Below are 14171 nucleotides of genomic sequence, written 5' to 3'. Positions count from 1 at the left end.
GAGGAGGGTGCGTTCGTGCGGTCTCGACGAAGGGGCACGCGTGGTGAGGGACCCGCGACGGGTCAGGGAGGACGCGCTGCGGTTCAGGGGGCGAGGCGCGTGGGGCCTCGGAAGAGATAGGTGACCTCGCGGATCGACGACTCGCCGAGTAGCAGCATGAGCACGCGGGCGAGACCCATGCCGAACCCGCCGTGCGGCGGGGCGCCGTAGCGGAAGAAGTCGAAGTAGAACTCGAGGTGCTCGGGCTCGAGGCCCTTCTCCTTGGCCTGCTCGATCAGCACGTCGACGCGGTGCTCGCGCTGCGCGCCGGTCGTGATCTCGACGCCCTTGAAGAGCAGGTCGTAGCTCTTGGTGAGCCCGGTCTCCTCGTTGCGCATGTGGTAGAAAGCGCGGATCTCGGGGTGGTAGTCCGTGATGAACACGAACTGGTGACCGTAGGTCTCCTCGACATACGCCGAGATCTGGCGCTCGCCCTCGGGGTCGAGGTCGCCGTCGGTGCGGGGCACCTCGTAGCCGCGGCTCTTCACGATCTCGAGCGCCTCGGCCAGCGGGATGCGCGGGAACGGCACGGCGGGCACCTGAATCTCGAGGCCGAACAGCTCCTCGATCTCGGCGCCGTGCTTCTCCTTGACCGCGCCGATCGCGGCGGCGAGAAGCTCCTCCTGCATGGTGGCGACGTCTTCGTGCGAGTCGATCCAGCTGATCTCGGCGTCGATCGAGGTGAACTCGGTCGCGTGGCGCGAGGTGAACGACGGGTCGGCGCGGAACGCCGGAGCGATCTCGAAGATCTTGCCGAAGCCGGCGACCTGGGCCATCTGCTTGAAGAACTGAGGTGACTGGGCGAGGTACGCCGTCTGGTCGCCGAAGTACTCCAGCTCGAACAGCTCGGCATTGGATTCGGATGCCGTGGCCATGAGCTTCGGCGAGTGCACCTCGATGTAGTCGCGCTCGATCCAGTACGAACGCATCGCGTGCTCGAGGGTGGTCTGCACGCGGAAGATGAGGTTGTTGCGGCGCTGACGCAGGTCGAGGAAGCGCCAGTCCATGCGCTTGTCGGGCGCGCTGTCCGCGGCGATCGGCGTCTCGGGCAGGGCTGCTGCCGCGATCTCGAGGTCGCCGATCTTGATCTCGACGCCGCCGAGCTTGACGCGCTCGTCGTGCTTGAGCTGGCCCGTGACCGTCAGGAACGTGCCGGTCGCGAGAGCGGAGATGGTGTCGGTGAGGGCGAGGGCCGCGGCATCCTGTTCCGAGCCGTCCTCTGCCGGGCGCGTGGCCGGGTTGACCAGCTGCACCGCACCCGTCTCATCGCGAAGGATGACGAACTGCACCTTCTTCTGGTCTCGGACGGTCTCGACCCATCCGGAGACGGAGACGGGGCCCTCGTCGAGACCCTTGAGCTGGTTGACCAGTACGCGTTCACTCACGAGGGAGCAGTCTACGCGGGGGATGCCGCCTTCCTTTTCGGTACCTCGGGGTGACCTCCCAGGGCATTCGGGGGTCAGCCCCCAGGAACCGTTCATCGGGGTTCCGTAGCGTAGAAGGGTCGTGCCTGGCCGGGCTGCGGCATCCCGATCACCGAGAGCGAAGCCCCCGATGACCGAAATCTCCTCCGACGGCTCCTGGCTGTCCGCGCTGCTGGACTGGTCCGTCTCCCTCATGGACGTGGTGGGTCCGGCGGGCGCCGGCATCGCGATCGCCCTGGAGAACCTGTTCCCGCCGCTGCCGAGCGAGGTCGTGCTGCCGATGGCGGGGCTCGCCGCCAGCAACGGATCCTTCACCCTCTTCGAGGCGCTCGCCTGGACGACCGCGGGCTCGATCGTCGGCGCGCTGCTGCTGTACGGCCTCGGAGCCTGGCTCGGCATCGACCGGCTGCGCCGCATCGCGGTGCGCGTTCCGCTGCTGCACGCCGAGGACATCGACCGCACGGTCGGGTGGTTCCGGCGTCACGGCGGCAAGGCCGTGTTCTTCGGCCGGATGATCCCCATCTTCCGCAGCCTGATCTCGATCCCCGCCGGGGTGACGCGCATGCCGCTGTGGCGCTTCGCGCTGCTCACCGCGGCAGGAAGCCTGGTGTGGAACACCGTGTTCGTGATGGCCGGGTTCCTGCTGGGCGAGTCGTGGCACGTCGTGGAGCAGTACGTCGACGTCCTCCAGTACATCGTGATCGGGGTCGCCGCGCTGGCCGTGGCGTGGTTCGTGTTCGCACGGACGCGCTCGCTGATCTCGGCGTCGCGCGAGCGGGGCGCCGAGCATGCCGAGCATGCCGAGCCGGTCGAGCAGACTCCGGACCGCGAGCTGGACAGCTCGCGCAGCCGCTGATGCTCAGCGGCCCCACAGAACCGGCCGACGTAGACTGGTCGGGTGCCCGCCGACCGCCTCCACCTCGTGCGCCATGGTGAGGTGCACAACCCGGGTCGCGTGCTCTACGGGCGCCTTCCCGGATTCGGGCTGAGCGTCGACGGCCGAACGATGACCGGGCAGGCCGCCGAGTACGTGAAGTCGCTCGATCGTCCGGTCACCTCGCTCATCTGCTCGCCGCTGCAGCGCACGCGCGAATCGGCCGAGCCGTTCACCGAGCTCTTCGGCCTCGAGCCTCAGATCGACGAGCGCGTCATCGAGCCGACCAACGTCTTCGAGGGCCGCCGTATGGCGCGGGCGCTCGTGAATCCGTGGAACTGGCGCCACCTTCGCAAGCCCGCGCTCCCCAGCTGGGGCGAGCCCTACGCCGACGTCGTCGGGCGCATGAACGCCGCCATGACCCAGGCCTGGGATGCCGCGGAGTCCGGTGACGTCGTGATCGTCTCGCACCAGCTGCCGATCTGGATCACGCACCTCGCTGTCGCGGGCCTGCCGCTGCGCCACGATCCGCGCGAGCGCCGCTGTGCGCTGTCGAGCGTGACCAGCTTCGAGATGGTCGACAAGAAGTGGACCGAGATCGCCTATGCCGAGCCGGCTTCGCTGTCGGGCTCGGTCGACGTGGGAGCCGTGTGATGAGGGGCCTGCACCGTTCGGTACGCCGCAGCGTGGGCACGCTGCTCGCGGTCACGATGATCGCGGGGCTCGCGGCCTGCGCGAACGACCCGCTGGCAGACCAGTACCGCGCCGGCGACAACAAGAACTTCATCGCCGCGAACGGCTTCGAGGCCGTCGAGATCCCCGCCGCCGAACGCACCGGGCCCGTCGAGTTCGAGGGGACGACCGAGACCGGCGACGACGTCTCGAGCGCCGACCTCGCCGGCGACGTCGTGGTGATCAACTTCTGGTACGCCGCGTGCGGGCCCTGCCGTGCCGAGGCTTCCGCACTGGAGGAGGCGCACGCGTCGTTCGAGGGCGAGCCGGTGACGTTCCTCGGGATCAACACCAGCGATGCTCCCGAGACGGCGGCCGCCTTCGCCGAGAAGTACGGCGTCACCTACCCGAGCCTGATGGCCGCGCGCGACGGGGCGATCAAGCTGGCCTTCGCCGACAAGACCCCGATCAACGCCACGCCCACGACCCTCGTGCTCGACAAGGAGGGCCGGGTCGCCGCCCGGCTCATCGGCCAGCTCGAGGATGCGTCGATCCTGAAGACGCTCGTGAGCGAAGCGCTGGAGGAGTCGTGAGCCCAGCCGACCTCGTGGCCGACGGCTCGCTGTTCGTCGCGATCCCGATCGCCGTGCTCGCCGGGCTGCTGTCGTTCCTGTCGCCCTGCGTCCTGCCCCTCGTGCCGGGCTATCTCGGCTTCATCGGGGGAGCGGTGTCGGCGCGGCCCGAGACCGACCGCGGCGTCTCGTCTCGCTCCGCTCGCTCAACGACCGAAACGAGAAGCACCCAGACCGAGGCCCCGCCACGCGGGCGCCTGCTTCTCGGCGTCGTGCTCTTCATCGCCGGGTTCACGCTCGTCTTCGTGAGCGTCGCGATGCTCGGCGGCACGCTCGGCCGGTTCTTCATCGAGTACGCCGACCTCATCACGCGGGTGCTCGGCGTCGTCATCATCGCCATGGGGCTCGTCTTCATCGGGGTCTTCGGCCTGGCGCAGCGCATCGCGCGCCCGCAGGTGCGCGGCAACCTCGGCCTGGTCGGTGCACCGCTGCTCGGCATCGCGCTCGGCATCGGCTGGGCCCCCTGCATCGGCCCGACGCTCACCGTGATCCTCACGATGGCCTTCGACTCCGGCTCGGCCGCGCGCGCGGCGGCCCTGGGCGTCGCCTATTCGCTCGGCCTCGGCATCCCGTTCATCCTGCTCGCGCTCGGCTTCGGCTGGGCGACGCGCTCGGTGGACTTCGTGCGCCGCCACATCCGCATCGTCAACATCGTCGGCGGAGCGCTGCTCATCGTCGTCGGGCTGCTGATGGTGACGGGCATCTGGACCGAGATGATGGCGGCGCTGCAGGGGGTGTTCGCGAGTGTCCCCCTCCCGCTCTGACGCCGACTCCGCCGTGAGCGATCCACTGCGGCCGTCGGACCACGCCGACACCGCGGCATCCGGCGACATCACCAACCCCGCACTCGGGTTCGTCGGCTGGATCCGCTGGGGCTGGCGTCAGCTCACCTCGATGCGCACGGCCCTCGTGCTGCTGCTGCTGCTCGCGATCGCGGCCGTGCCCGGCTCGCTCGTGCCGCAGCGCAGTGCCGACCCCAACGGCGTCACCCAGTACTTCGCCGACAACCCCGACCTCGCACCGGTGCTCGACGCGCTGAGCATGTTCGACGTGTACGCGTCGCCCTGGTTCTCGGCGATCTACATCCTGCTGTTCATCTCGCTCATCGGCTGCGTCATCCCGCGCACCGCGCACCACTGGAAGGCCCTTCGCGCCCGGCCACCGCGCACGCCGGCGCGACTGGCGCGCCTCGACGTGCACCGGTCCGAGACGCTCGAGCTGAATTCCGGGGAGGATGCCGCGGCCGCGGCATCCGCTGCCATCGAGGCGGCGCAGCAGCAGCTCAAGAAGAGCGGCTACCGGGTCGAGCGCTACGACAGCGGCTCGGCGCTGTCGGTGTCGGCGGAGCGGGGCTACCTGCGCGAGACGGGCAACCTGGTCTTCCACGGCGCCCTGGTCGGCGTGCTGCTGGCGGTCGGCATCGGCGGCGGCTTCACCTACACCGGGCAGACCGTGATCATCGAAGGCCGCACCTTCGTGAACACGCTGCTCGACTACACCTCTTTCAATCCGGGGCGCTTCGTCGACGGCGACACCCTGGCTCCGTATGCGCTGACCCTCGACCGGTTCGACGTGACCTACCAGCCGCTCGGCGCGCAGGGTCAGGGGCAGGCGGGCGACTTCGTCGCGAACCTCACCACCGAGCACTCGGGTGGCGAGCCGCAGTCCGGCGAGGTGCGCGTCAATCATCCCCTCGAGATGGCCGGCGACCGCATCTACCTCATGGGCAACGGCTACGCGCCCACCCTCACGATCCGCGATCCGGAGGGCGAGATCGTCTTCTCGGAGTCCGTGCCGTTCCTGCCGCAGGACAACAACATGACCTCGCTCGGCGTCGTCAAGGTTCCCGACGGCCTCGCCGATCAGCTCGGGCTCGTCGGCTTCTTCTACCCGACCCAGGCGGAGCTGCACACGGGGGCTTTCACCTCGGCCTACCCGGCGCTCGGCCTGCCCGTCGTCTCGCTCGACGTCTACGCGGGCGACCTCGGCATCGACGACGGCACGCCCCGCTCGGTGTACACGCTCGACCCCACCGGCATGGACAAGCTCTCCGGACGCGGAACCGACGTCGAGTCGATCGAGCTCGCCCCCGGCGAGACCGCGGACCTGCCCGGTGGCTACGGCTCGATCACGTTCGAGAACGAGGCGCCTGAGGGTGCCGAGGGCTACGACGGCGCCGTGAAGCGCTACGTCTCGCTGTCGATCCACCGCGACGACGCCGCAGGCTGGGTGCTCGCGTTCGCCGTGCTCGCGACGGCGGGCCTGCTCGCGGCGCTGTTCGTGCCGCGCCGCCGCCTGTGGGTCAAGGTGACGGCCGATGACGGCGCACTGCGCCTCGAGTACGCCGGCCTCGCGCGCGGCGAGGATCCCACTCTCGATGACGCGGTGACGCAGTTCGCGCAGCGCCACCTGGCCTCTCTCCAGGCCTCCAAATACCCCCGCGTAGACTGAGGATCATGCCCGAAACGACTGGACTCTCGCTGGACTCGGTCTCGGTTCTGCTGGTGTGGACGGCCATCGCCGTCTACGCGCTGGCCTTCATCGCATACGCCGTCGACCTGGCGCGGCGCGGCGCGGTCGCCGTCGACGCCCAGGTGCCCCAGCGCGAGCTCGTCGGCGCCGGCCGGGCGGGCATCATCCCGTCGATGACGGCACAGGAGACGAAGGCGGATGCCGCGCTCAACGCCCCGATAGGGCAGCGTCAGCGACTGGTCTGGGCGCGCATCGGCACCTCGCTCACGGTCCTGGGATTCCTGTTCCACCTTTCAGGCGACGTCACGCGGGGCATCGCGGCCGGACGCGTGCCGTGGTCGAACATGTACGAGTTCGCCCTCACCGGCACGCTGCTGATCGTCGCGGTCTACCTCGGCGTGCTGTTCCGCTACGACCTGCGCTTCCTGGGCACCTTCATCACCGGTCTGGTCGTGGTGCTCCTCGGCGGCGCGACACTCGCCTTCTACGTCGAGATCGTGCCCCTGATGGATCCGCTGAAGTCGGTGTGGCTCGTCATCCACGTCTTCGTCGCCTCGCTCGCCACCGCGCTGTTCGCCCTCGCGTTCGGCCTCTCGGTGCTGCAGCTCATGCAGGCGCGGCGCGAGCGCCGGATCACCGCGGCGGCCGAGGTCGAGGCTGAGGCCGCGTCCGCGGCTGGGCCCACGCGCCCGGAGGCTCCCGGCGACGCGTCAGCGGCGCCTGGAGGGGGCGTGGGGACCGCTCCGCCGAAGAGCGGACCCCGTTTCCTCGGCACGCTGCCCGGCGCCGACGCCCTCGAGTCGCTGGCGTACCGGTTCGCGATCCTCGGCTTCATCTTCTGGACCTTCACGCTCATCGCCGGCTCCATCTGGGCCAACGACGCGTGGGGTCGCTACTGGGGCTTCGACACCAAGGAAGTCTGGACGTTCGTGGTCTGGGTGCTCTACGCCGGCTACATCCACGCCCGTGCGACGCGCGGCTGGCGCGGGTCGCGGTCGGCCTGGCTGTCGATCATCGGCTTCACCGCGGTCATGTTCAACTTCACGATCGTGAACATGTTCTTCAAGGGCCTCCACGCCTACTCCGGCCTGAGCTGACGCGGATCTCGCGTCACATGCCAGATCGGGCATGTGACCGTTTCCCTTGCGACCAGGGGATTGCTCGGCTGAGCTCGGTGCATGCGAGCGCCAGTTTCCTGCGAGTGCCGCGTCTTGCGACGCAGCACTCGCAGGAATCTGCAGCGCTAGAGCGGCCCAGGTGTCAGGCCGCGGCGGGCACGGCCGTCAGCAGTGCGCGCGCCGACGTGGTGCGGCGGCGCACGACGGCCAGCACGGTGGCCCCGAATGACAGGACCGCCCATATGGTGAGGCCGGCCAGCGCCGCGCCGACGCCGGGGGTCTCCGTCAGCGCGGACACCATTCCCGCGTAGGCGGGCGAAGTGGGCATGAGTCCCGCAAGGCCGGACAGCGCGCCCGGCACGGTCGACACGACTCCGGCGGCTACGGCGAGCACGCCGATCAGAGCGGAGACCCAGCGGCCCGCGCCGCCGAAGACGGCGACCAGCGCCTGGTTCACTGCGGCGAACGCGATGCCCGCCACGACGCTCACGCCGGCGAACGCCCACCACTGACCCCACTCGTACGAGGCGGCCAGCTGCACGACTCCCGCGACGAGCAGGCCCTGCGCGGCGCCGATCGCGGCGCCCGGCGCGAAGGCGCGGAGCGCCAGCAGTGCCGAGGGCTCGCGCGCGGTGAGCGCCCGGCGCGAGACTGCCTGGACGGCGATGTAGGTGCCCAGGCCGCCGAACCACAGCGCCAGCATCGACAGGAGCGGGATGGCCGAGGCGCCGAACAGCGACGTGCCGACGCCGTCTGCGGCGACCGGGTTCGCGACCACGTCGGCGAGGCTCGAGGCCTCCGTGTCGGTGTAGGAGGGCAGGGCGGTGGATGCCTGATCCAGGCCGTCCGCGAGCGTCGCCGTTCCGTCAGCGATGGCCGCGACGCCATCGGCGAGCGAGGTCGCACCCGTGCCGGCCTCGTCGAGCCCGCCCGCGAGCTGCGACGCTCCCGATGAGAGCTGGCCGGCGCCGGCCGCGGACTGGTCGACGCCGCTCGCGAGCTGCGTGAGCCCGCCGCCGAGCGCCGCTACGTTGCCCGCGATCGTGCGGAACTGCGCGGCGAACTTCGCGGTTCCCTCGCTGTTGAGCTGCGTCAGACCCGCCGACGTGCTTGCCGTCAGCGCCACGGCACCGGGGTTCTGCTGCGTGCCGTCGCCGTTCAACGCCCCGGACGCCGTGGCGGCAGAAGCCGCGGCCGCGTCGAGCTGATCGCAGAACGCCTCGGACTGGGTGCACGAGTCTGCGAGGGTCTGGAGACTGTCCGAAGCCGCCTTCGCCGACGTCGCAGCCGCACCGGTCAACGCAGCGGCGCCACCCGCGGCCTGAGTCAGCTGAGCCGGCACGAGCCCGGTGGCTTCGAGTCCGGCGGCCCCCTGGTTCAGCCCGGCTGCGAGCTGCGAGGCGCCGGACGCGGCATCCCGTGTTCCACTCGCGATCGTTCCCAGCCCGCTCTGCAGCGCGCCGGCGCCGTCGGCGAGGCCGCTCGCACCGCTCGAGAGCTGCGGGAAGCCGTCGGCAAGGGCCTGTGCGCCGTCGCCGGCCTGGCCGGCCCCGTCTGCGAGGTCGCTCGCTCCGGCGGCGGCCTCGCCGAGCTGGTCGCCGAGGGTCGTGAAGCCGAGGAACACGTTCTCGAGGTAGACCTGCGACAGCTGGTCTCCCATGAGGGATGCCGCCGCCGTCGTCACCTGAGCAGTGATGGCGTCGTCGACGATCAGGCTGTCCGGCGGCGTCTGCACCTCGATGGTGGCGCGCTCCGGCGTCTCGCCCGGACGGGTCGAGGTCGCGGCGGCCGAGAAGTTCTCGGGGATCGTGATGACGGCCGTGTAGGTGCCGTCGGCGAGGCCCTCCGCCGCGTCGTCGGCGTTCGAGATGGTCCAGGTCAGGTTGCTTGGCTGCTCGTCCGATCCTTCGACGAGGCCGGCGGTCAGCTGGCGGCCGAGGGGCACGAGCTGGCCGTCGATGTCGACCGCCTCGTCCTCGTTCACGATGGCGGCCTGCAGGCCGTCGAGACGCTCGACCGGGTTGTACAGCGCGGCGACGAGGATGCCGCCGATCACGACGGGGAGCAGCAGCACGCCGAGGATCGTCAGCCAGGTGACGGGCCGGCGCGAGCGCGCGCGTTCGATGTGGAGGGTCATGCGTTCACCTCGGAGACGGTGGTGGAAGCGGGCGCCGAGCCCGACCGGAGCGTGAGCGAGGTCACGTCGGGTCGGTGTGCGTCGGCGAGGAGGGAGAGCGCCGGACCGTCGGCCTTCGCGGTCGCGACGACGGTCAGGCGGGAGGATGCCGCGTCCGGCCGTGCGCGGAGGGCGGCCTCGGCATCCCTCAGCAGCGCCGCGGCCTGGTCGCGCTCGGCGGCGTCGAACGTGTCGAGGCCGTCGATCACGACGAGGCTCGCCCGCCCGCTGAGGGCACGGCGGAGCTCGCCGACGCGGTCGTCCGAGCCCGAGAGCAGCGCGACCCCGACGTGAGCCCGCACCCATGCCGCGCGCTCGGGCAGGAGGTGCCCGGCGATGCGGACACGACCGTCGCTCGGCGCGAGCCGGCCTGCCACGAGCAGCGCGAACGCGCGAGCCGCGCGAGGGTCGCCCGTGACGATGAGCGTCCCGCCGTCCTCGACGCGGAAGGTGGCGTCCTCGACGAGCGACACGTCGCCGGCGGTGCCGCCGTCCGCGCGCACCGCGACGTCCTCGCCGACGACGACGGCCGTGGTGTTCGGCTCGGGCCAGTCGGTGAGGGCGATCTCGCGCTCGACCGCCTCGCCTTCGATGTCGACGCGCGGGAGGATCCGCTCGAGCCAGCGCGGCATCCACCACGCCTTCTCGCCGAGCAGCGCCATGAGCGCCGGGATCAGTGTCATGCGCACCAGGAACGCGTCGATCGCGATGCCCACGGCGAGGCCGAGCGCGATCGGCTTGATCGACGCGTCGCCCTCGGGCACGAACGCCGCGAAGACGGCGAACATGATGAACGCGGCAGCCGTGACGACGCGCGCGGACGCGGTGAAGCCGGAGCGGATGGCGTCGACCGAGGTGGCTCGGTCGCTGAAGCCCTGGCGGCGCACGGCGTGGACGTAGTCCTCTCGCATGCGCGAGACGAGGAACACCTGGTAGTCCATGGCGAGGCCGAACAGCACGCCCATGAGCACGATCGGCATGAAGCTGATCACGGGCCCGGTGCGGGCGACGTGGAGGAGGTCGGCGAACCAGCCCCACTCGAAGACGGCGGCGACGACGCCGAAGGCCGCGGTGACCGACAGCAGGTAGCCGAGGGCCGCGGTGAGCGGCACGGCGATCGAGCGGAACACGATCATCAGCAGGATGAACGAGAGCCCGACCACGAAGATGCCGAACGGCACGAGCGCCGCGCCGAGCCGGTCGGAGATGTCGATCGCCACGGCGGTGAAGCCGGTGACGGTGAGATCGACGCCGTATTCGTCGGCCAGTTCCGGCGCCAGTTCGCGCAGCTCGCGGACGAGCTCGGCCGTGGCGGGATCGTCGGGCGCGGTCGTCGGGATCACCTGGATGATGCCGGTGTCGGCCGTCTCGTTCGGGGTCGCGAGGGCGACCTCCTTGACGCCGGGCACGTCCTCGACCTCGGCGGCGAGGTCCTCCATCAGGCCCAGCGGGTCATTGGAGGTGACGATGGTGCCCGTCATGATCAGCGGCCCGTTGAAGCCGGGGCCGAAGTGCTCGGCGGCGAGGTCGTAGCTCACGCGCGCCTGCGACGACTCCGGCTGCACACCGGCGTTCGGGAGCGCCAGGGCCAGGCTCGATGCGGGGATCGCGAGGATGCCGAGTCCGAGCACGACGGCGATGGTCGTGACGACCGGATGCTTGGTCACCATGCCCACCCAGCGGGAGGCGAAGCCGCGCTTCACCTTCGGAGCGGTCTCGGTGGTCTCAGCTGCAGCGCCCGAGCGAGCGGAGCGCGACGAGACGCGGCGGGGACGCGGCATCCGTCCCACCACACGGCCCTTGATGAAGCCGAGCATCGCGGGAGTCAGGGTGACGGCGACGGCCACCGCGATCGCGACGGCCACCGAGGCTGCGATGCCCATGGTCGTGAGGAAGGGGATGTTCGCGAAGCCCAGGCCGATGAGCGCGATCAGCACGGTGACGCCGGCGAAGACGACGGCGGAGCCGGCGGTGCCGTTGGCGCGGGCGATGGACTCTTCGGGGTCCATCCCGCCGCGCACTTGGTCCTGATGTCGCGCGACGATGAACAGCGCGTAGTCGATGCCGACCGCGAGGCCCAGCATGAGGGCGAGCAGGGGCGTGGTCGACGAGATCGAGGCGACGGCGGTGGACAGCAGGATGAGCGCCATCGAGAGCGCCACGCCCACCAGGGCGGTGGCCAGCGGAAGCCCCGCGACGAGGAACGAGCGGAACGTCACCATGAGCACGAGCAGCGCGATGATGATGCCGATGCCTTCGGTGATGGTGATGCCGGGGACCGACATCGAGAAGAGGTCGCCGCCGAGCGCGACCTGCGCGTCGTCGGGGAGGGCGGCCTCGAGCTCGTCCGCCACGGCGGTGAGCTCGGCCTTGGACTCGGGCGTGACGTCGGTGGCCTGTCCGTCGAACTGCAGGCGCACGATGGCGGCGTTCTCGTCCTCGTTCACCAGGCCCGAGACCATGTCGTCGAACGGATCGGTGACGCCCAGAACGCCGTCGATGTCGCCGAGCTCGGCCACGGCGTCGCCGATCGCGCCGGCGTAGGGCTCATCGGCGACGGACTCGCCGTCGGCCGCGACGATCACGATCTGGGCGCTGGTGCCGCTGACCTGCGGGAACGTCCGGTTCAGCTGCTCGAGGCCCGCCTGGGCCTCGGTGCCGGGGATCGTGAAGGAGTTGTCGGTGCCCTGGTTGAACGCCAGCGCGCCGCCGCCGGCGATGCCGAGCAGGAGCAGCCACGAAACGAGTACGCGCCACGGGTGACGGTAGGACCAGCGCCCGAGGGCATACAGCAGGGTGGACAACAGCGCCTCCGCAGGACGGGATCAGGGATTTTCGATACAGCGCTGTATCGGATACATGAGTGTATCGTAGGCCGGGTTGGCCCAGTGAACCTGGGCAGTCCGTGTGAAGATGGCCGAGAGGAGTACGGATGACCGACGCCGTCGCCGTGACCTCGCGCCGCCGCGAAGCCACGCGCCAGAAACTGCTGGATGCCGCCGCCCAGGTGTTCGCCGAGGTGGGGCTGGACGCGGCATCCGTCGAAGCCATCTGCGATCGCGCGGGCTTCACCCGCGGCGCGTTCTACTCGAACTTCGAGACGAAGGACGAGCTGTTCCTCGAGCTCGCCGGACGAGTGGCCCGCGAGCGGGTCGCCGCGGTCCGCGGCCGGGTGGGCGAGCTCGAGAAGCTGGGCTCGTTCGAGCACGCTCCGGCCGACGCGTTCGCGATCATCCAGCAGGTGCTCGACGTCTCGGCCGACGACCGGCTCGGGGTCCTGCTGATGAGCGAGATCCGCATCCACGCGCTGCGCAACCCCGATCTGGCCCGGGCGTACCTGGCGCAGGACGACGAGATGCGCCGCAGCGTGGCGCAGATCATCGAGGACATCGGCCGCGCCAACGTGCTGCGGTTCCGGCTGCCGGCCGAGGAGGCGGCGCGCGTGATGCTCACCGTCTGGGAGGGCGCCTCGGTGCGCGCGGTCATGGCGGGCCTCGACTACGAGGAGATGTGCCGCCGCACCAACGAGGAGCTCGCGCGCGTCGCGCAGCTGCTCATCGAGCCGCCCGCGCGCTGAGCGCGGGCCGCCCCCTCCTCGAAGGGCGGCCCAGAGTGCACGAACGACGGGCGCCGCATCCGGGGTCTCGTCGTTCGTGCGCTTTCGGCAGGAACTCGTCGCTACGCGCTGAGCACGGCGTGGCAGCGGCGAAGTCGTTCGATCCACCAGTCGCGACGCTCCGCGCTCGCCGCGTGCGCCTCGAGCAGTGCCGGGTCGGCGCTGACCCGTCCGACCCGCAGCACTCCGCCACGGGGCACGAGGGGCTCTGAGACCACGTCGGCCGCGAGCAGCGCCGCTGTGCCGAGCCCGCAGTCGTACTCGAGGTTCGGCAGTGCGCCGGCGAGCGCGAGGCCCATTGCGAGCCCGATCGACGTGTCCAACGCGCTCGAGACCACCGCGGGCAGCCCCGCCTCGGCGACGATCTCCAGCGCGCGCCGGGCTCCGCCGAGCGGCTGCGCCTTGATCACCAGCAGGTCGGCCGCACCCGCTCGTGCGACCGCGATCGGGTCGGCGGCCTTGCGCACGCTCTCGTCGGCGGCGATCGGGATGCCCATGTACTTCACACGGCGGCGCAGTTCGGCCAGCTCCTCGACGCTCGCGCACGGCTGCTCGGCGTATTCGAGGTCGAACTCCGCCAGCGCGTGGATCGCGTGCTCGGCCTCATCGACGTTCCACGCCCCGTTCGCGTCGATCCGGACGCGCCCTTCCGGGCCCATGGCTGCCCGCACCGCGGCCACGCGGGCGACGTCGTCGGCGAGCCGCTGACCCGCCTCCGCGACCTTGACCTTCGCCGTGCGGCACCCGTCGAAGCGGGCGAGCACGTCGGGGACGGATGCCGCGGCCACGGCCGGCACGGTGGCATTGACGGCGATCTCCGAACGGAGGAGCGCGGGCTGCGGCATCCATCCGTAGTCGATCGCCGCTGCCAGCCACGTGGCCGCTTCCTCGTCGGCGTACTCGGGGAACGGCGAGAACTCGGTCCAGCCTTCGGGCCCCTCGAACACCATCGCCTCGCGGACGTCGATGCCGCGGAACCGCGTGACCAGCGGAAGGCTCACCACCCGGGCGGTCGCGAGGAGGTCGTCGAGCGAGGGGGCGTGCGCAGCGATGGTCACGGGTCCATCATGCACGCGCCGCCCGACTGCCGCCCCACGCACCGCCTTGGCCGGTCCGTTCGGGGCGCGATCCCGCAACGCCACGCCGGG

Annotated in this window: 11 protein-coding genes; 7 read left to right on the top strand and 4 right to left on the bottom strand. The window is 70.8% G+C overall.

What is annotated here, in order from left to right; all coding sequences use genetic code 11:
* Positions 1-83: 83 nt before the first annotated feature.
* The gene (aspS, locus tag ASD56_RS01240; protein WP_055960325.1) at positions 84-1424 is read right to left on the bottom strand and encodes an aspartate--tRNA(Asn) ligase; all 1341 of its coding nucleotides are present in this window, start codon (positions 1422-1424) and stop codon (positions 84-86) included.
* 169 nt (positions 1425-1593) lie between these two features.
* Here aspS and ASD56_RS01235 point away from each other — a divergent pair, with 169 nt between their 5' ends.
* The 6 genes from ASD56_RS01235 to ccsB are packed head-to-tail and all read left to right on the top strand — an operon-like array spanning position 1594 to position 7210.
* Positions 1594-2319, top strand: coding sequence for a DedA family protein (locus ASD56_RS01235; RefSeq protein WP_082541162.1), 726 nt, complete (start codon positions 1594-1596; stop codon positions 2317-2319).
* Between the two features lie 42 nt (positions 2320-2361).
* On the top strand, positions 2362-2991 hold the full coding sequence (locus ASD56_RS01230; protein ID WP_055960322.1) for a histidine phosphatase family protein: 630 nt from the start codon (positions 2362-2364) through the stop codon (positions 2989-2991).
* Positions 2991-3602 carry a TlpA family protein disulfide reductase gene (locus ASD56_RS01225; RefSeq protein ID WP_055960319.1) on the top strand — a complete coding sequence of 204 codons (612 nt, stop codon included), beginning with the start codon at positions 2991-2993 and terminating at the stop codon, positions 3600-3602. Before ASD56_RS01230 ends, ASD56_RS01225 begins: the two co-directional genes overlap by 1 nt.
* Positions 3599-4405 (top strand): cytochrome c biogenesis CcdA family protein, encoded by an 807-nt coding sequence (locus ASD56_RS01220; RefSeq protein WP_055960317.1) that lies wholly within the window; start codon positions 3599-3601, stop codon positions 4403-4405. The genes ASD56_RS01225 and ASD56_RS01220 overlap by 4 nt, the downstream gene beginning before the upstream one ends.
* Before the next feature lie 13 nt (positions 4406-4418).
* Positions 4419-6092 (top strand): cytochrome c biogenesis protein ResB, encoded by a 1674-nt coding sequence (resB, locus tag ASD56_RS01215; RefSeq protein WP_235565464.1) that lies wholly within the window; start codon positions 4419-4421, stop codon positions 6090-6092.
* Positions 6093-6097: 5 nt separating this feature from the next.
* Positions 6098-7210, top strand: coding sequence for a c-type cytochrome biogenesis protein CcsB (ccsB, locus tag ASD56_RS01210; protein WP_055960312.1), 1113 nt, complete (start codon positions 6098-6100; stop codon positions 7208-7210).
* Positions 7211-7373: 163 nt separating this feature from the next.
* On the opposite strand, the gene ASD56_RS01205 is transcribed toward ccsB, so the two are convergent.
* The gene (locus ASD56_RS01205; RefSeq protein ID WP_055960309.1) at positions 7374-9368 is read right to left on the bottom strand and encodes a YhgE/Pip domain-containing protein; all 1995 of its coding nucleotides are present in this window, start codon (positions 9366-9368) and stop codon (positions 7374-7376) included.
* On the bottom strand, positions 9365-12211 hold the full coding sequence (locus ASD56_RS01200; protein ID WP_055960307.1) for an MMPL family transporter: 2847 nt from the start codon (positions 12209-12211) through the stop codon (positions 9365-9367). The genes ASD56_RS01205 and ASD56_RS01200 overlap by 4 nt, the downstream gene beginning before the upstream one ends.
* Before the next feature lie 128 nt (positions 12212-12339).
* Here ASD56_RS01200 and ASD56_RS01195 point away from each other — a divergent pair, with 128 nt between their 5' ends.
* Positions 12340-12984, top strand: a complete 645-nt coding sequence (locus tag ASD56_RS01195) for a TetR/AcrR family transcriptional regulator (RefSeq protein WP_055960304.1) — start codon at positions 12340-12342, stop codon at positions 12982-12984.
* A gap of 101 nt (positions 12985-13085) precedes the next feature.
* Here ASD56_RS01195 and ASD56_RS01190 read toward each other — a convergent pair whose 3' ends face one another.
* Positions 13086-14081: an o-succinylbenzoate synthase gene (locus ASD56_RS01190; RefSeq protein WP_082541161.1), complete on the bottom strand. Its 996-nt coding sequence runs from the start codon at positions 14079-14081 to the stop codon at positions 13086-13088.
* Between the last annotated feature and the right edge of the window lie 90 nt (positions 14082-14171).

Source organism: Microbacterium sp. Root166 (assembly GCF_001427145.1).
In the GTDB taxonomy this organism is placed as follows: Bacteria; Actinomycetota; Actinomycetes; order Actinomycetales; family Microbacteriaceae; genus Microbacterium.
The sequence above is the reverse complement of the archived record's forward strand: the minus strand, read 5'-3'. Positions and strand labels throughout refer to the sequence as shown.

Excerpts from the sequence above, each read along its gene's own strand:
- ASD56_RS01235 (WP_082541162.1), top strand. The coding sequence starts at position 1,594 with ATGACCGAAATCTCCTCCGACGGCTCCTGGCTGTCCGCGCTGCTGGAC.
- ASD56_RS01225 (WP_055960319.1), top strand. The coding sequence starts at position 2,991 with ATGAGGGGCCTGCACCGTTCGGTACGCCGCAGCGTGGGCACGCTGCTC.
- ccsB (WP_055960312.1), top strand. The coding sequence starts at position 6,098 with ATGCCCGAAACGACTGGACTCTCGCTGGACTCGGTCTCGGTTCTGCTG.
- ASD56_RS01205 (WP_055960309.1), bottom strand. The coding sequence starts at position 9,368 with ATGACCCTCCACATCGAACGCGCGCGCTCGCGCCGGCCCGTCACCTGG.
- ASD56_RS01195 (WP_055960304.1), top strand. The coding sequence starts at position 12,340 with ATGACCGACGCCGTCGCCGTGACCTCGCGCCGCCGCGAAGCCACGCGC.